We start from the raw sequence: 15,523 nt of genomic DNA, 5'->3' as shown, positions 1-15,523 counted from the left end.
CGCCCTCCGTCGGACCCGTGGTCACCGGGCCCGGTGTGTGGTGCTGTGTGTCCCAGAGTGGCGCGTTCCACGGAAATTTGAACTTGCGTTTCACAGAGTGAGACGCAAGTATCGTTGCATGGACAACAGTAGCGGCGTCGGCGTCCTGGACAAGGCAGCCCTTGTCCTGAGCGCCCTGGAGTCCGGACCGGCCACCCTCGCAGGGCTGGTCGCGGCCACCGGACTGGCACGACCCACGGCCCACCGGCTGGCCGTGGCGCTGGAGCACCACCGCATGGTGGCGCGTGACATGCAGGGGCGGTTCATCCTCGGCCCCCGGCTCGCCGAACTGGCCGCCGCGGCGGGCGAGGACCGGCTGCTGGCGACGGCCGGGCCGGTCCTCACGCACCTGCGGGACATGACGGGCGAGAGCGCCCAGCTCTACCGCCGCCAGGGCGACATGCGCATCTGCGTCGCCGCGGCGGAGCGGCTGTCGGGTCTGCGGGACACGGTCCCGGTCGGCTCGACGCTGACGATGAAGGCGGGCTCCTCCGCGCAGATCCTCATGGCCTGGGAGGAGCCGGAGCGCCTGCACCGCGGGCTGCAGGGCGCCCGGTTCACGGCGACGGCGCTGTCCGGCGTGCGGCGCCGGGGCTGGGCCCAGTCGATCGGCGAGCGCGAGCCGGGCGTCGCCTCCGTCTCCGCGCCGGTGCGGGGCCCCTCGAACCGCGTGGTGGCCGCCGTCTCCGTCTCCGGACCCATCGAGCGCCTCTCCCGCCACCCGGGCCGCATGCACGCCCAGGCCGTGATCGACGCCGCCGGACGCCTCTCCGAGGCCCTGCGCCGCTCCGGCTGAACCACCCTCTCCCCCGCGTCCGACGGGGAGGGCCGGCCCCGACGCCGCGGCAGACCCTCCCCGCCTCCCCACGGGGGTTACTCGGCCGGTGCGCCGGACCGGTGCGCGAACCGGTCCCTCGCCCGCCGTCCCCGCTTCTCCAGCGGCAGTCGGCCGTGGGCCGCCGCCAGGCCGAAGGCCGGCATGTCCGCGTAGATCGCCTCGTAGTTCCCCTCGGGCACCACGTACGTCTCGTGCCACAGCCCCACGTGCTGCCGCGCCTGCCCCTCCCGCTCCTTGCGGTTGAGCCTCGCCCACGCCCGGTGGTGGAACATGTCGGGCGAGGTCGCGTACGCGTAGAGCTTCTCCTTGGACTGCCAGTACTGGACGACGTAGTACGTCCTCGGCGAGGCCGTCAGCAGGACGTGTCCGAGCAGTCCGCGCCCGGGGTCCCGCACCAGTTCGCGCAGCATGCGCGGCATCGCGCCGAGCACCGGCAGCCAGTGGTGCACCGCCCAGAAGTGGTTGATCCGCATCCCGATGAGCAGGACGACGACCTCACCCTCGGCGTCGGCGGTGGTGCGGCCGGCGATGACGGACCTGCTTCCCATGACTTCTCCCCCTGTGTTCCCTCGTGGGTTCGCGACGCGTTGGTTAGCGGCACTATCCGATGTGGGCATGCTTGGATAGTGCCGTTGTCCGAACAGGAGCGCAAGAGATGCGGCTGGCCGAGTTGAGCGAGCGGAGCGGGGTCTCCACCGCGACGATCAAGTACTACCTGCGCGAAGGCCTGTTGCCGCCGGGCCGGCAGGTCAACGCGACGACGGCGGAGTACGAGGAGGAGCACCTGCGGCGGCTGCGGCTGGTGCGGGCCCTGATCCAGGTGGGACGCATCCCGGTGGCGACCGCCAAGGAGGTCCTCGGGCACGTCGACGACGAGTCGCTGGGCCGGACCATGCGCCTGGGGGCGGCCCTGTGGGCCCTGCCGCAGCCCCCGGAGCCGGCGGAGGACGACGCGGCCGTGACCGCCGCCCGCCGGGAGGTGGACCGGCTGCTCGCGGAGGTCCGCTGGGACTCGGTGCGGGAACTGGGCGACCTGTCCCCCGTGCACCGCTCGCTGGTGACGACGGTGGCGACGCTGATCCGGCTCGGCTACGACTGGAACGCCGAAGAGCTGGTTCCCTACGCCCGGTTGATGCGTGAGGTGGCGGCGCGCGACCTGGACTTCCTGGAGACGCACGAGTCGGACGCGGAGAAGGCCGAGATGGCGGTCGCGGCGGCGGTGCTCTTCGAACCGGTGCTGCGGGCGCTGCACCGGCTGGCCCAGGAGGAGGAGTCGGCGCGGCGGTACGGCATCGTGTGAGACACGTCTCGCGCCACCGCGCCCGGCGGCGGCGCGAGGCACCGGACACGGCGAAGGGCCCTCCCGAGGGAGGGCCCTTCGTCTTTTCGCGTACCCCCGACCGGATTCGAACCGGCGCTACCGCCTTGAGAGGGCGGCGTGCTAGGCCGCTACACAACGGGGGCCTGGATCATGCGGGCGTTCATTTCTGCACCGCCGCAGATCCGAGCTGGTCTACCAGGACTCGAACCTAGACTAACTGAACCAGAATCAGTCGTGCTGCCAATTACACCATAGACCAATATGGTTTAGACCAGTTCGTACCCCCGACCGGATTCGAACCGGCGCTACCGCCTTGAGAGGGCGGCGTGCTAGGCCGCTACACAACGGGGGCCCTAGCGATCCCCACCCGGCCGGAGCCGGATGTTGTCACCGTGAGGACGGGGGGAGCTACCCCGGCCGCTCTCGCGGGATGGATCCGTACCCCCGACCGGATTCGAACCGGCGCTACTGCCTTGAGAGGGCAGCGTGCTAGGCCGCTACACAACGGGGGCTTTGCGGATGAGATCCGCGGGTGCAGACCGAAGCGTCTGCGAGCTGGCCTACCAGGACTCGAACCTAGACTAACTGAACCAGAATCAGTCGTGCTGCCAATTACACCATAGGCCACTGGAACGCAAGACCCCTGCGGGCTTCTCGTTCTAGTTCTGCGCCTCCGGTTCCCGGTGCCTTTCGGACCGTTCCGCGGTGGCGCAGGAAGAACATTACCCGAAGGTGGACGGCGCTCCAAAACGGGTTGTGACGGCTCAGCCCCCGTCGGGGCCCGGTGCCACGAAGAAGTCGGTCAGGTAGCAGGTGACCTCCCCGGCCGCCGAGCGGCCGATCCAGGTGGGGTAGGCGCCGTCGCCCCAGCCGGAACTGAAGGCCGCCAGGGTGTGCCCGGTGCCCGGGTCGGTGATCAGGTGGGGTCCGGGGGCCCAGTCGCTGTTCTCGAAGGCGTCCCAGAGGGGACCCTCGTCCTCCTCCGAGCCGGGGAAGGAGGCGTCGACGGCCGCGTCGTAGAAGCAGCCGGCGCCCGCGTCCACGCCGTAGCCGTAGAACTCGTCCTCGCCCAGCCCGGCGGGGTCCTGGCCGGGGCACAGGGCCGGCTCCCAGCGGACGGTGGGCTCCTCGCGCACGACCAGCCGGGCGGCGGCCACACGCAGGTGCGGCTCCTCGGACGGGGGCTCCTCGGGCTCGGTCAGGGTCGCCACGGCGGCCTCGACGCGGTAGCGGCCGGGCTCGACGGCGACGGTGAACGGTTCGCTCTCGCCCCGCCCGAGGGACACGAAGGGATCGCAGGCCACGACCTGCCCGGTGGGCAGCCACAGTTCACCGCCGTCGGCCACATGGAGCGTGCCGACGGTTCCCGACTCGTACGTGAAGGTGGAACCGGGGGTGAACAGCCACGCGTAGTCGCGTGCGGTCATCGGCATGACGGGCCCTTCCGGGGTGCGTCGCCCGTGCGGCCGGGGTCGGGGCGGGCGAGGAACGGTGGAATGCCGAAGACTAGTCTCCGGGCCGGGAACCTCGCGGGGGCGGTGCCGCCGAGGACCGGCGGGAGCGGGGACGCGGGCGACAGCGGTGGTCCCGCGGCCGGTCCGGGCGCGGTCCGTGGCGGCGGGCGGGCAACGGCCGCTCCCGTGCGCCGAGTTCGCGAGACCGCGGCACCCCTCCCCCGGCCGGCGCGGGAGCGGCCCGGCCCCGTCCTTCAGGTTCCGTCCGCCGCCCGTGGCGCCGGTCCGGTCAGTCCGTACAGCAGCAGGTCCGTGAGGGTGTCCACGACGTCCGGGGCGTCCTCGCCGCCGGGGGGCGTGAGCAGGGCGTAGTTGAGGGTGACGAGCATCGCGCCCATCGACGCCGCCACGAACTCGGGATCACCCGGCAGCCGGTGTCCGCGCTCGACCAGGTACTCCAGGTGCTCCCGGATGGTCGACGTCTGCTCGCGCAGGTCGCGCCAGGCCCGGCCCGTGCCGGGGTCGTCGGCCACCATCGCCTGGAACAGCGCGAGCGCGACCGGGCGGTTCTGCCGCATCACGGTCCAGGCGACGTCGAGGTGGTCGCGCAACTGCTCGCGGTCGGTCAGGTCGTGGTCGCGGGGGTGTTCCAGGCCCCTCATGCGCGTGTCGATCGCGCCCTCCATCTCGGCGAGCAGCGCCTGGAGCAGCTCCTCCTTGCCGGCGAAGTGCTCGTAGAAGGAGCCGGTCGAGCGGCCGGCCGCGGCGGTGATGTCGGTGATCTTCGTATTGAGGTAGCCGCGCTCGCTGAACAGCCCCCGCGCCGCGTCCAGCAGCGCGGCACGCGTCTGGGCCGCCCTGACCTTTCGACTGACGGAGCCCTGCGGCATGTCGTCCTCCCTCGGCTGTTGACAGGCGCCAGCGTATCGGAACACACTTTCACCGAACCAGTATTCAGTGAACGTGAATTCAGGGAGACTCTCATGCGCACGATCGTGATCGGTGGAGGCATAGCCGGGCCCGCCATGGCCCTCGCGCTGCGGCGGATCGGCCACGAAGTGACCGTCTACGAGGCGTACGAGGTTCCGCCCGAGGAGGTCGGCGCCCACCTCGGCCTGGCGGTCAACGGCCTGCGCGCACTGGAGAAGCTGGGCCTCCTGCGCGAGGCGCAGGCGGCCGGGTACCCCGTCGAACGGATGCGGTTCTACACGCCGGGCGGCCACCTCCTGGGCGACGCGCCACGTCTTCGGCGCGAGACCGACTCGATGCGCAGCGTCGCGCTGCACCGCGGACAGCTCGTCGCGATCCTGCGGCGCGCGGCCCTCGACGCGGGCGCGCGGATCGTCACCGGCGAACGTCTGGTGAACGCGGCGGAGTCGGCGGACAGCGTGGTGGCCGAGTTCGCCTCCGGCCTGCGCGACACCGCGGAACTGCTCGTGGGCGCCGACGGCATCTGGTCGACCGTGCGCGGGCTGATCGACTCCTCCGCGCCGCGCGCGGAATACGCGGGGCTCTACGGAGTCGCCGGAATCGCCCGCATGACGGGGCTCGAGACCGGCGTCTGGAACCTCACCTACGCGCGCAGCGGCGCCTTCGTGCACACCACCATCGACGAGAACACCCAGTGGTGGGCGGCTCAGATCGCGGATCCGGTCAAGCCGAACCTGCGAGGCGTCGACGACGCGGAATGGCTGCGGCGCATCACCGAGCTGTTCCCGGAGGCGATGCCCCGGGCCGTCATCGGAGCCGCGACGGAGATCGTCGCGTCCGGCTACCTGAACGTCTGCGACACGGTCCGGACGTGGCACAGCGGGCGCATGGTCCTGGTCGGCGACGCCGCCCACCCCGTCGGCGTCGGACACGGCGCCTCCGTGTCGATCGAGGACGCGCTGGAGCTCGCGGCGGCGCTGAGCGGGGCCCCGAGCGTCCCGGCGGCGCTCAAGACCTACGACACGGCACGCCGCCCGCGCATCGACAAGCTGCTCAAGCACGGGCACAACGCCCGTGAGACGAAGCGGCCCGGCGCCGTGAAGCGGCAGATCGACCTGGCGAAGATGCGCGTGCTCCTCCCGTTCTTCGACCGGGCGCAGGGCTACCTGTACGACTACGAGCCGCCGTCCCTGCCCGCCGTGGGCGCCTCACGGTCCGGCGCGCGCTGACCGCGCCGGCCCGAACCGTCGGTGACGTGCGAGGTCCGCGCCGGGCACGGCGCGGGAGAAGGAGGAGCGGGTGCCCCCGTCGCGGGTGAGGAAGAACCTGGCCATCGGGCTGGTGATCACGGTCGTCATGACGACGCTGTCGACGGTTCTCGCGGAGGACGGCGGCAGGGCGGAGGAGTTCTGGGAGTCCCTGGCGGTGGGCCTGTCGGTGACGGCGGCGGTGACGGGGGTGACCTGGTGGCTGCGGCGCGGGCGGACGGCGCGGTGACCGGCGGCGGGGCACCGGCCCCCGGCCGCCGGTGCCGCGGCGGGCTCCGTCCCCCGTAGTCTCCCCGCGGCCGGACGGCGTACGGAGGGGGCGGCAGCCTTTCGGCTGCCGCCCCCTCCGTACGTGTTGCGCGTCCTACGCCGCGAGCTTCGCCAGGGCCGCGTCGATGCGGGCGCGGGTCGTGTCCTTGCCGAGGATCTGGAGGGACTCGAAGAGGGGGAGGCCCACCGTGCGGCCGGTGACGGCGACGCGGACCGGGGCCTGCGCCTTGCCGAGCTTGAGGCCGTGGGCCTCGCCGGCGGCCAGGACGGCCTCCTTCAGGGAGTCGGGGGAGGTCCAGTCGGCCGATTCGAGCTTCTCGCGGGCCGTGCGGAGGAGGGCGTCCGAGCCCTCCTTCATCGCCTTGGTCCAGCTCGCCTCGTCGAAGACCGGCTCCGGGAGGAACAGGAAGTCGACGTTGTCGGTGATCTCGGAGAGCACCTTGAGACGGGTCTGGGCGTGCGGGGCGATGGCCTGCCACTTGGACTCGTCGAAGTCCTCCGGGGCCCAGGGCGCGAAGGGGGCCTTCAGCCAGGGGGCGCAGCGCTCGGCGAAGTCCTTCACGTCGAGCAGCCGGATGTGGTCGGCGTTGATCGCCTCGGCCTTCTTCAGGTCGAAGCGGGCCGGGTTCGGGTTGACGTCGGAGATCTCGAACGCGGCGACCATCTCCTCGACCGAGAAGATGTCCCGGTCGGCGGAGAGGGACCAGCCCAGCAGGGAGAGGTAGTTGAGCAGCCCCTCGGGCAGGAAGCCGCGCTCCCGGTAGAGGTTGAGGGAGGACTGCGGGTCGCGCTTGGAGAGCTTCTTGTTGCCCTCGCCCATGACGTACGGCAGGTGGCCGAAGGCCGGGGTCTCCTTGGCGATGCCCAGCTCGGTGAGCGCCTTGTACAGGGCGATCTGCCGCGGGGTGGAGGAGAGCAGGTCCTCGCCGCGCAGGACGTGGGTGATCTCCATCAGCGCGTCGTCCACGGGGTTGACGAGCGTGTAGAGCGGGGCGCCGTTGGCGCGGACGATGCCGTAGTCCGGAACGTTCTCCGCGAGGTAGGTGATCTCGCCGCGGACGAGGTCCGTGAAGGTGATCGCCTCGTCGGGCATCCGGAAGCGGACGATGGGCTCGCGGCCCTGCGCCGTGTACTCCTCGACCTGGGCGGCGCTCAGCTCGCGGCAGTGGCCGTCGTAGCCGGAGGGCCGGCCGGCGGCGCGGGCCGCCTCGCGGCGCTCCTCCAGCTCGGAGGTGGTGCAGTAGCAGTGGTAGGCGTGACCGGCCTCGAGGAGCTTCCGGGCGACGTCCTTGTAGAGGTCCATGCGCTGCGACTGGCGGTACGGGGCGTGCGGGCCGCCGACCTCGGGGCCCTCGTCCCAGTCGAAGCCGAGCCAGCGCATGGAGTCGAGCAGCTGCTCGTAGGACTCCTCGGAGTCGCGGGCCGCGTCGGTGTCCTCGATGCGGAAGACGAGAGTGCCCTGGTGGTGCCGGGCGAAGGCCCAGTTGAACAGAGCGGTGCGGACCAGGCCCACGTGGGGGTTACCGGTGGGCGAGGGGCAGAAACGGACACGGACTGCGGATGGGGGTGCCCCCTGCTCGAGCGGAGCCGAGAGCTTGGGGGAGGGTGCGCTAGCCACGCTTGACAACCTTGTTGGTGAGAGTGCCGATGCCTTCGATGGTGACGGCGACCTCGTCGCCGACGTGGAGGGGGCCGACCCCTGCCGGGGTACCGGTGAGGACGACGTCGCCGGGGAGCAGTGTCATGGCCTCGGAGATGTTGACGATCAGGTCCTCGATGGGGTGGATCATCTCGCTGGTGCGGCCGAGCTGGCGTTGCTGCCCGTTGACGGTGAGCTGCACGGTCAGGTCGTTCGCGGCGGCGAGGTCGAGGTCCGTCTCCACCCAGGGGCCGAGCGGGCAGGCGGTGTCGAAGCCCTTGGCCCTGGCCCACTGCTTCTCGCGGCGCTGGACGTCGCGGGCGGTGAGGTCGTTGGCGCAGGTGTAGCCGAGGATGACGTCCTTGACGCGCTCGCGCGGGACCTCGCGGCACATGCGGCCGATGACGACGGCCAGTTCGGCCTCGTGGTGCAGGTCCTCGGAGAAGGAGGGGTAGGCGATCTCGTCGCCGTGGCCGATCACCGAGGTGGAGGGCTTGAAGAAGGCGAACGGGGCGTCCGGCACCTCGTTGCCGAGTTCGCGCGCGTGGTCGGCGTAGTTGCGGCCGAAGGCGACGACCTTGTTGGGGAGCACCGGGGGGAGCAGCCGGACCTTGTTCAGCGGGACCTTGGTGCCGGAGAGCTCGAAGTCCGCGAACGGGATGCCCTTGATGATGTCCAGCACGAGTTCGTCCGGTCGGTCGCCCTCGACCGCGCCGAAGGCGACGTTGCCGTCGATGGAGAACCTGGCGATGCGCACGGGATGCTCGCGCCCCTTACCTGATCGTGTGTGCCGGCCGGCCGTGGTGGGCGGGCCGGCGGGAGTCCGGTGACCAGGCTAACGCGCGGGGATGGGGCGCTCTCGCGCATGTCGCGCACTCGGGTGTGACCGGGGGACGCCGAGGGCGCGCGCCTCGTGGCGCGCGCCCTCGGCGTCCCCCGGTGCCTCCTGAGCGCTGGGCCGCTCCCGTGCGTACTACTCCGCGGCGGAGGACAGCGAGACGTCGGAGGACGCGGAGGGCTGGGCGGGGATGTCCATCAGTACGGTGCGCCGGGGGTTGGCGGTCTGGGCGGGGAGGTCGACGGTGTGTTCCGGCCGTTCGAGTGTCTGCCGGGCCTGCAGTTCCTCGGCGTCGGCCAGGTGGGCCAGCGTGGTGCGGCGCGGGTTGGCAATGTTGCGGAACATCATCGTCGTCTTCACGGTTGTACTGAACCTCGTCGGTGAGAGCGCCCGGCGGCGTTCCTCCAAGGGGGGCCGCTCCGGGCGGGTTGTCGGATTCGCCTTCTCTGTAAAGAGTCAGGCTAAACATCCAATTCCCGGGGGAACTCGTGAAGACGCCTTGATCTCCATGTGAGTTTGCTCACTTACCCATACATAAAAAGGTCGAATCGGACTCTTACCTTCCGGCGCGAAAAAGGGCATACCTCACGAACGGAACATCCCTCTCCTGATCATGGCGACTGGGACACCGGACGGTCACCCACGGCTCGTAGGGGTACGTCCGCTATGTCCGCACACCCTCTCTACGCCCGGTGATCCATCCCTCACGACGCGTCACCGAGGCGACGGGCTCGCCCATGGGCCTTGTTGGAGATCCTGCACTGTGCTGGAATCTCACGGACCGCCGCAGGATCGAGCCGGCGCACAGGGGGCGCACCAGCGCCGGGTGGCGGCGAGATAGGGGGAACCAGCGCCGGTCACTCACGACCACCATGGGGGGCGTATTTCAGGGCGCCCCCTACGACGCCGACACCGTCCCGCCGTTCACACGGAGGGGCGCCTGGTCCAGAGGTTGCGACGCTAGTGCAGGGACGTTTCAAGAGGGATGGCAGTGCTTCGGCGGAGCCGGAGCCGCACGGCGGGACTGGCCCCAATGCCGGCAGTTCCTCCCCCCAGCGCGCCCAGAATTCGGCGCCGACCGCCGCCGGGCCCGACTCCTCCGGCCGTCCGGGCGGGAACTCCCCCGCCGCGGGCAGGCCGGGCGGCCCCGCCGCGGCCCCGGGACGCCAGGGTGCGTCCCCCGCCGCCACGCCGCCGCCCATCAAGCCGAAGGCGGACGGTCCCACCGGTCCGGGTCCGCGAATAGCCCTGCGCAACTGGCGCATCTCCACTCGTCTGGTCTCGCTGCTCGCGCTCCCCGTGGTCGCGGCGACCTCGCTGGGTGCCCTGCGCATCAGCGACTCCATGGACGAGATCAAGCAGCTCGACAACATGAAGCTGCTGACGGACATGACCCAGCAGGCCACGGAGCTCGCCGCCGCGCTGCAGAACGAGCGCGACCAGTCGGCCGGCCCGCTGGCCAACGGCGCCAAGGCGAACGACTTCAACGTCAAGGGCGCCCGGGACAAGACCGACCAGGCGCGCGTCAGCTTCGTCGACGCCACCCAGGCGGTCAACGACGCCTCGGGCGAGGGCGGACTCTCCGGTGTGCGCGAGACCGTGGTCGGTCTCGTCGGCGAGCTGGGCAACCTCAACTCGATCCGCAACAGCGCCTACCAGGACGACCGGAACGCCGCCCAGACGGTCGAGGCCTACCACCGTCTGATCACGCAGCTCCTCGACCTCTCGCAGGACATGGCGCAGGCGACCAGCAACCCGGAGATGATCCAGCGCACCCGTGCGCTGACGGCCTTCTCCACCGCCAAGGAGTACGCCTCCGAACAGCGCGCGATCATCGCCGCGGCGCTGCCCACCACGAACGACACGTTCGGCAAGCTCACCGACAGCGACCGGCAGTACGGCCAGTCGGCGCTCGAGGGCGAGAACTCCGAGATGAAGAGCTTCTCGGACATCTACGCCGGCAACGCGACGGAACTCCTGCAGCCGATCTCCGACGGCAACGTCACGATCAAGGCCTCGGACAACTACGCCGTCCGCGTCCTGCGCAACACCGACGGCATGCGCACCCAGTCCAAGCGCTCGTACAAGGACTGGATCGACGACGACTCGAACAAGATCGAGTCGATGTCGAAGATCGAGACCTCGCTGCTGAGCGAGATGGAGCAGAAGGCGCGTGAGCTGCGCAACGAGTCGCAGCAGGAAGCGATCATCTCCGGTGCGCTGATCCTGCTCGTCCTCGGTGTCTCGCTGGTCGGCGCCTTCATCGTGGCCCGCTCCATGATCCGCTCGCTGCGCCGGCTGCAGGAGACCGCCACGAAGGTCGCCCAGGACCGGCTGCCCGAGCTGGTGCAGCAGCTCTCCGAGTCCGACCCGCAGGACGTCGACACGTCCGTGGAGTCGGTCGGTGTGCACTCCCGGGACGAGATCGGCCAGGTGGCCGCGGCCTTCGACCACGTGCACCGCGAGGCGGTCCGGCTCGCCGCCGAGCAGGCCCTGCTGCGGGGCAACGTCAACGCGATGTTCACCAACCTCTCGCGCCGGTCCCAGGGTCTGATCCAGCGTCAGCTCTCGCTCATCTCCGAACTGGAGTCCCGCGAGGCCGACCCGGACCAGCTCTCCTCGCTGTTCAAGCTCGACCACCTCGCGACCCGTATGCGCCGGAACGGCGAGAACCTCCTGGTCCTCGCGGGTGAGGAGCCGGGCCGCCGGTGGACCCGCCCGGTCCCGCTGGTCGACGTCCTGCGTGCCGCCGCCTCCGAGGTGGAGCAGTACGAGCGCATCGAACTGGCCGCGGTGCCGACGACCGAGGTCGCCGGCCGCGTGGTCAACGACCTCGTCCACCTGCTCGCCGAGCTGCTGGAGAACGCGACCTCGTTCTCCTCCCCGCAGACCAAGGTCAAGGTCACCGGTCACGCGCTGCCCGACGGGCGGGTGCTGATCGAGATCCACGACACCGGCATCGGCCTCTCCCCCGAGGACCTCGCCGCGATCAACGAGCGGCTCGCCTCGCCGCCCACCGTGGACGTCTCCGTCTCCCGCCGCATGGGTCTGTTCGTGGTCGGCCGGCTGTCCCAGCGTCACGGCATCCGCATCCAGCTCCGTCCCTCGGACTCCGGCGGTACGACCGCGCTGGTCATGCTCCCCGTCGACGTCGCCCAGGGCGGCAAGAAGCCGCAGGGCAAGCCCGGTCAGGGCGGCCCCACCGGCGGTCCGGCGGCGGCAGCCGCCGCGGCCGGCGCGGCCGCGGCCCGGCGCCAGAACGGCCAGCAGGGTCCCGGCAACGGCGACTCCGCGGGCGGCGGTCTGCTCGGCGGTGCCCCGCAGCGCGGGCAGGTCGGCGCGGGCCAGGGTCCGCGGGCGGCGCTGCCCGGCGCGGGCCAGGGCGGCCGGCCGGGCGGACCGGGCGGTGCCCGGGGCCCGCAGGGCGGCGGTGCCCCCTCGCTGTTCGAGCAGAACGCCTTCGAGCCCGGTTCCTCCGGTGCCCCGCAGGGCCGTCCGGCCCCGGCGGGCGCGGGCGGCGGCTACGGCCAGGGGGCGCCCGGCGCCCCCCAGGGACTGCAGGCGGCCCAGGCCTTCCAGGACTCCGGCACCCCGCGCCAGGGCGGCTTCGACGAGGCCCGTCAGGCGCCCGGCGGCTTCGAGGAGTCCGGCCGGTCCGGCCAGGCCCCGCGGGAGCGGCGGCCGAAGGAGTCCGGTGGCCGGCGCAGGCCGCTGCTGCCCGGCCGCGGCGGCCCCCGCGCGGAACTGCCCGGCGGCAACCAGCAGCCCCGTACGCCCAGTTGGGGCGACGAGAACGCACAGCCGGCCCCGCGCGCCTCGCTGGACGCCCCGCGCGGCCACGAGGAGCCGGACGCCCTGACCTCGACCTCGCGGATGCCGCGTGTCGAGGACCGGCAGGGTCCCGGCGCCACCGCGGAGATCCCCCAGCTCGGCGCCGAGCCGTCCTACGAGGGCTACAACGACCCCTCGCACACGGCCGGCCCGCACGCCGGACGGCCCGGCGGCCAGGGCCAGTACCACGGCCAGGCCGAGTACACCGGCCAGAACGCCTCCGCCGACTACTCCGCCCCCGGCGCCGGCTTCCCCGGCCCGGACGCGGCGGGCCCGCAGAACACCGGGTCCTTCGTCCGCTCGGACGTGTTCGGCGGAGCCCCGCAGAACGGCCGGCACCCGAACGCGCCGCGTCCGAACGGTCCCCGGCAGGGCGGCCCCGCCTCCTACCCGGGCCAGGACGACAGCGGCCGGTTCCCGGCGCAGCGCGGCCAGGACACGGGACAGTTCCCGGGCCAGCGCCACGCCCAGGACACCGGCCAGTACGCCGCCCCGCACCAGGCCCACGACACCGGGCAGTTCCCGGCCGTCGGCCGGGGCCAGGGCCAGAACCGGAACCAGGGCCAGGACACCGGCCAGTACGCCCCGCAGGGCTACGCCGCCCAGGACCCCTCCTCCACCGGCCAGTTCCCCGTGCAGGGGTACGCCGCGCAGGACCCCTCGTCCACCGGCCAGTTCGAGCGGCCGCAGGTGAACGGCGGCGCCGCCGACTTCGGCGCGCCCCGGCCGCCGGCCCCGCAGCGTCCGGTACACCGCGAGCCGGAGGCGCTGCCCCCGGCCAGCAGCCCCGGCGACGGGCGCACCCCGCTGTACGACAACCTCGAGACCAACTGGTTCCACGGCGCGGGTCGCACCGAGGAACCGCAGCAGGCGCCCCCGGCACCCGCCCAGGCCCCCCGGCCGGCGGCGGCTCCGGCGCCCGCCCCCACTCCCCCGTCCGCTCCCGAGCGACGTCCGGCCGAAGCGGCCTGGCGCAGCTCGCCCAATGACGACCTGGTCCGGCAGGCGGAACGCGTACGGCAGCCGGCGTCCGGTGGTGTCACCACCTCCGGTCTGCCGCGACGGGTGCCGCGCGCCAATCTGGTACCGGGCACGGCACAGCAGCAACAGCACCAAACCGGTCCGCAGGTCTCGCGTGCGCCCGATGACGTACGCGGCCGGCTGACCAATCTCCGACGGGGCATCGCCCAGGGTCGTCAGGCCGGTCCTCCCGGCAGCGGCCAGACCGGCAGCTTCCCCAGCCCCACTCACCAGCAGGAGCGTTAGTTGAGCCCGATGAGCCAGGCGGCACAGAACCTCAACTGGTTGATCACCAACTTCGTGGACAACACCCCCGGGGTGTCCCACACCGTCGTCGTGTCCGCCGACGGACTCCTTCTGGCGATGTCGGAAGGCTTCCCGCGGGACCGCGCGGACCAGCTCGCGGCCGTCGCGTCCGGCCTCACCTCGCTGACGGCCGGGGCCTCCCGGATCTTCGAGGGCGGCAACGTGGCGCAGACCGTCGTGGAGATGGAGCGCGGTTTCCTCTTCCTGATGTCCATCTCCGACGGCTCGTCCCTGGCCGTGCTCGCGCACCCCGAGTGCGACATCGGTCTCGTCGGCTATGAGATGGCGCTGCTGGTCGACCGTGCGGGCGCGGTGCTCACACCCGATCTGCGCGCCGAACTCCAAGGCAGTCTGCTCCACTGATCGGCCCGGTACCACCCACCTCACCAAATCACCGTCCGGCCGCCACAATCCCCCCACCGGCCCCGTCAGACGGCAAGACCGACCGACCTGCTGTCCCGCCCGGAGGATCCATGACCCCGCCCACCGCCTCTCATGATCCGTACGCCGAGCCGTACGGGGACGAGGGCGACCAGCCGCTGGTACGTCCGTACGCGATGACCGGCGGCCGGACGCGGCCGCGTTACCAGCTGGCCATCGAGGCGCTCATCAGCACGACGGCCGACCCGGCTCAGCTCATGGGGCTGCTCCCGGAGCACCAGCGGATCTGCCACCTCTGCCGTGAGGTGAAGTCGGTCGCGGAGGTCTCGGCGCTGCTGTCCATGCCGCTGGGTGTTGCTCGGATTCTTGTCGCGGACCTCGCCGAGGCCGGTCTTGTCGCCATCCACCAGCCCGGTGGCGACGAGAACGCCGGTGGCGCTCCGGACGTGACGCTGCTCGAAAGGGTGCTCAGTGGACTTCGCAAGCTCTGACGGGGGTCGCGCGACGACCTCCGCCAAGATCGTGGTGGCGGGTGGCTTCGGCGTGGGCAAGACCACGTTCGTCGGCGCCGTCTCCGAGATCAACCCGTTGCGCACGGAGGCCGTCATGACCTCCGCGTCGGCGGGGATCGATGATCTGACCCACACCGGGGACAAGACCACCACGACGGTGGCCATGGACTTCGGCCGTATCACGCTCGACCAGGACCTGATCCTGTACCTGTTCGGCACCCCGGGCCAGGACCGCTTCTGGTTCATGTGGGACGACCTCGTGCGCGGCGCGATCGGCGCCGTGGTGCTCGTGGACACCCGCCGCCTCGCCGACTGCTTCCCCGCCGTCGACTACTTCGAGAACTCCGGACTGCCCTTCGTCATCGCCCTCAACGGCTTCGACGGACAACAGCCCTACAACCCCGAAGAAGTCCGCGAGGCCCTCCAGATCGGCCCCGACGCCCCCATCATCACCACCGACGCCCGACACCGCGCCGACGCCAAGTCGACGCTCATCACGCTCGTCGAGCACGCGCTGATGGCACGGCTGAGGTAGCCGGCACGGACGAACGGAGCACGTGAGTCACTCACGTCGTACGGCACCTGTCGTAGGCGTCGACGTAGAAGCGACGGAGCCGGCTGTGGTCTTTGACACGGTCGGCCCCGTTGTTCATAACGTTTCGACGTAGAAATCGGCCTGCGCCGACACGCGTCGCGGTCGCGCGGTCTCACTGCGCGCACGAAGGCCCCGTCTTTTGACGGGGCTCGCTCTTTATGACCGATTTATCTGAGCCTTACATCACTCGGAATCGTTGCTTACCGATGTTTGGAAGACCAGAGCTCCGCGTGCTGGAATGCCTGAACTGCCCAGTAGTCAAGGACGTACAGGTCCGTACA

Annotated in this window: 14 protein-coding genes and 5 tRNA genes; 8 read left to right on the top strand and 11 right to left on the bottom strand. The window is 71.4% G+C overall.

Annotation, left to right across the window (positions count from 1 at the left end; genetic code table 11):
- The first annotated feature begins 118 nt into the window (after window positions 1-118).
- Window positions 119-835, top strand: a complete 717-nt coding sequence (ndgR, locus tag OHB09_RS23900; RefSeq protein WP_006139611.1) for an IclR family transcriptional regulator NdgR — start codon at window positions 119-121, stop codon at window positions 833-835.
- Window positions 836-912: 77 nt separating this feature from the next.
- Here ndgR and OHB09_RS23895 read toward each other — a convergent pair whose 3' ends face one another.
- On the bottom strand, window positions 913-1,425 hold the full coding sequence (locus OHB09_RS23895) for a DUF4188 domain-containing protein (protein ID WP_191890443.1): 513 nt from the start codon (window positions 1,423-1,425) through the stop codon (window positions 913-915).
- Between the two features lie 107 nt (window positions 1,426-1,532).
- Here OHB09_RS23895 and OHB09_RS23890 point away from each other — a divergent pair, with 107 nt between their 5' ends.
- On the top strand, window positions 1,533-2,177 hold the full coding sequence (locus OHB09_RS23890; RefSeq protein ID WP_006139613.1) for a MerR family transcriptional regulator: 645 nt from the start codon (window positions 1,533-1,535) through the stop codon (window positions 2,175-2,177).
- 91 nt (window positions 2,178-2,268) lie between these two features.
- On the opposite strand, the gene OHB09_RS23885 is transcribed toward OHB09_RS23890, so the two are convergent.
- The 7 genes from OHB09_RS23885 to OHB09_RS23855 form a co-directional block, all read right to left on the bottom strand.
- Window positions 2,269-2,341: transfer RNA gene (locus OHB09_RS23885), tRNA-Glu, on the bottom strand.
- Between the two features lie 44 nt (window positions 2,342-2,385).
- Window positions 2,386-2,457, bottom strand: a tRNA-Gln gene (locus OHB09_RS23880).
- Window positions 2,458-2,477: 20 nt separating this feature from the next.
- Window positions 2,478-2,550, bottom strand: a tRNA-Glu gene (locus OHB09_RS23875).
- An 87-nt stretch (window positions 2,551-2,637) separates the two neighbouring features.
- Window positions 2,638-2,710, bottom strand: a tRNA-Glu gene (locus OHB09_RS23870).
- A gap of 43 nt (window positions 2,711-2,753) precedes the next feature.
- Window positions 2,754-2,825 (bottom strand) — tRNA-Gln (locus OHB09_RS23865).
- 137 nt (window positions 2,826-2,962) lie between these two features.
- Window positions 2,963-3,631 (bottom strand): DUF4241 domain-containing protein, encoded by a 669-nt coding sequence (locus OHB09_RS23860; RefSeq protein ID WP_006139615.1) that lies wholly within the window; start codon window positions 3,629-3,631, stop codon window positions 2,963-2,965.
- Window positions 3,632-3,906: 275 nt separating this feature from the next.
- Window positions 3,907-4,542, bottom strand: coding sequence for a TetR/AcrR family transcriptional regulator (locus OHB09_RS23855; protein WP_093598586.1), 636 nt, complete (start codon window positions 4,540-4,542; stop codon window positions 3,907-3,909).
- Window positions 4,543-4,635: 93 nt separating this feature from the next.
- Here OHB09_RS23855 and OHB09_RS23850 point away from each other — a divergent pair, with 93 nt between their 5' ends.
- A complete protein-coding gene (locus OHB09_RS23850; protein ID WP_328922510.1) occupies window positions 4,636-5,811 on the top strand; it encodes an FAD-dependent oxidoreductase in 1,176 nt (391 codons plus the stop codon).
- A gap of 70 nt (window positions 5,812-5,881) precedes the next feature.
- On the top strand, window positions 5,882-6,079 hold the full coding sequence (locus OHB09_RS23845; RefSeq protein ID WP_006139618.1) for a hypothetical protein: 198 nt from the start codon (window positions 5,882-5,884) through the stop codon (window positions 6,077-6,079).
- Window positions 6,080-6,214: 135 nt separating this feature from the next.
- On the opposite strand, the gene gltX is transcribed toward OHB09_RS23845, so the two are convergent.
- From gltX to OHB09_RS23830, 3 genes are all read right to left on the bottom strand, one after another.
- Window positions 6,215-7,738 (bottom strand): glutamate--tRNA ligase, encoded by a 1,524-nt coding sequence (gene gltX, locus OHB09_RS23840; protein ID WP_328922509.1) that lies wholly within the window; start codon window positions 7,736-7,738, stop codon window positions 6,215-6,217.
- On the bottom strand, window positions 7,731-8,516 hold the full coding sequence (locus OHB09_RS23835; protein WP_006139621.1) for a fumarylacetoacetate hydrolase family protein: 786 nt from the start codon (window positions 8,514-8,516) through the stop codon (window positions 7,731-7,733). The genes gltX and OHB09_RS23835 overlap by 8 nt, the downstream gene beginning before the upstream one ends.
- A gap of 216 nt (window positions 8,517-8,732) precedes the next feature.
- Window positions 8,733-8,957, bottom strand: a complete 225-nt coding sequence (locus tag OHB09_RS23830) for a hypothetical protein (protein WP_328728383.1) — start codon at window positions 8,955-8,957, stop codon at window positions 8,733-8,735.
- A 603-nt stretch (window positions 8,958-9,560) separates the two neighbouring features.
- Here OHB09_RS23830 and OHB09_RS23825 point away from each other — a divergent pair.
- The 4 genes from OHB09_RS23825 to OHB09_RS23810 all read left to right on the top strand — a co-directional run bounded on the left by OHB09_RS23825 (window position 9,561) and on the right by OHB09_RS23810 (window position 15,182).
- Entirely contained in the window at window positions 9,561-13,694 is a 4,134-nt protein-coding gene (locus tag OHB09_RS23825) for a sensor histidine kinase (protein WP_328728384.1), read from the top strand.
- A 9-nt stretch (window positions 13,695-13,703) separates the two neighbouring features.
- Window positions 13,704-14,117, top strand: a complete 414-nt coding sequence (locus OHB09_RS23820) for a roadblock/LC7 domain-containing protein (protein ID WP_030382516.1) — start codon at window positions 13,704-13,706, stop codon at window positions 14,115-14,117.
- Window positions 14,118-14,227: 110 nt separating this feature from the next.
- Window positions 14,228-14,626, top strand: coding sequence for a DUF742 domain-containing protein (locus OHB09_RS23815; protein ID WP_006139628.1), 399 nt, complete (start codon window positions 14,228-14,230; stop codon window positions 14,624-14,626).
- Window positions 14,607-15,182: a GTP-binding protein gene (locus OHB09_RS23810; protein ID WP_006139629.1), complete on the top strand. Its 576-nt coding sequence runs from the start codon at window positions 14,607-14,609 to the stop codon at window positions 15,180-15,182. The genes OHB09_RS23815 and OHB09_RS23810 overlap by 20 nt, the downstream gene beginning before the upstream one ends.
- Window positions 15,183-15,523 lie beyond the last annotated feature (341 nt).

Source organism: Streptomyces griseoaurantiacus, assembly GCF_036189845.1.
Classification (GTDB): domain Bacteria; phylum Actinomycetota; class Actinomycetes; order Streptomycetales; family Streptomycetaceae; genus Streptomyces; species Streptomyces griseoaurantiacus.
The sequence above is the reverse complement of the archived record's forward strand: the minus strand, read 5'-3'. Positions and strand labels throughout refer to the sequence as shown.

Excerpts from the sequence above, each read along its gene's own strand:
- OHB09_RS23890 (WP_006139613.1), top strand. The coding sequence starts at position 1,533 with ATGCGGCTGGCCGAGTTGAGCGAGCGGAGCGGGGTCTCCACCGCGACG.
- OHB09_RS23850 (WP_328922510.1), top strand. The coding sequence starts at position 4,636 with ATGCGCACGATCGTGATCGGTGGAGGCATAGCCGGGCCCGCCATGGCC.
- OHB09_RS23855 (WP_093598586.1), bottom strand. The coding sequence starts at position 4,542 with ATGCCGCAGGGCTCCGTCAGTCGAAAGGTCAGGGCGGCCCAGACGCGT.
- OHB09_RS23860 (WP_006139615.1), bottom strand. The coding sequence starts at position 3,631 with ATGCCGATGACCGCACGCGACTACGCGTGGCTGTTCACCCCCGGTTCC.
- ndgR (WP_006139611.1), top strand. The coding sequence starts at position 119 with ATGGACAACAGTAGCGGCGTCGGCGTCCTGGACAAGGCAGCCCTTGTC.
- OHB09_RS23895 (WP_191890443.1), bottom strand. The coding sequence starts at position 1,425 with ATGGGAAGCAGGTCCGTCATCGCCGGCCGCACCACCGCCGACGCCGAG.
- OHB09_RS23815 (WP_006139628.1), top strand. The coding sequence starts at position 14,228 with ATGACCCCGCCCACCGCCTCTCATGATCCGTACGCCGAGCCGTACGGG.
- OHB09_RS23820 (WP_030382516.1), top strand. The coding sequence starts at position 13,704 with ATGAGCCAGGCGGCACAGAACCTCAACTGGTTGATCACCAACTTCGTG.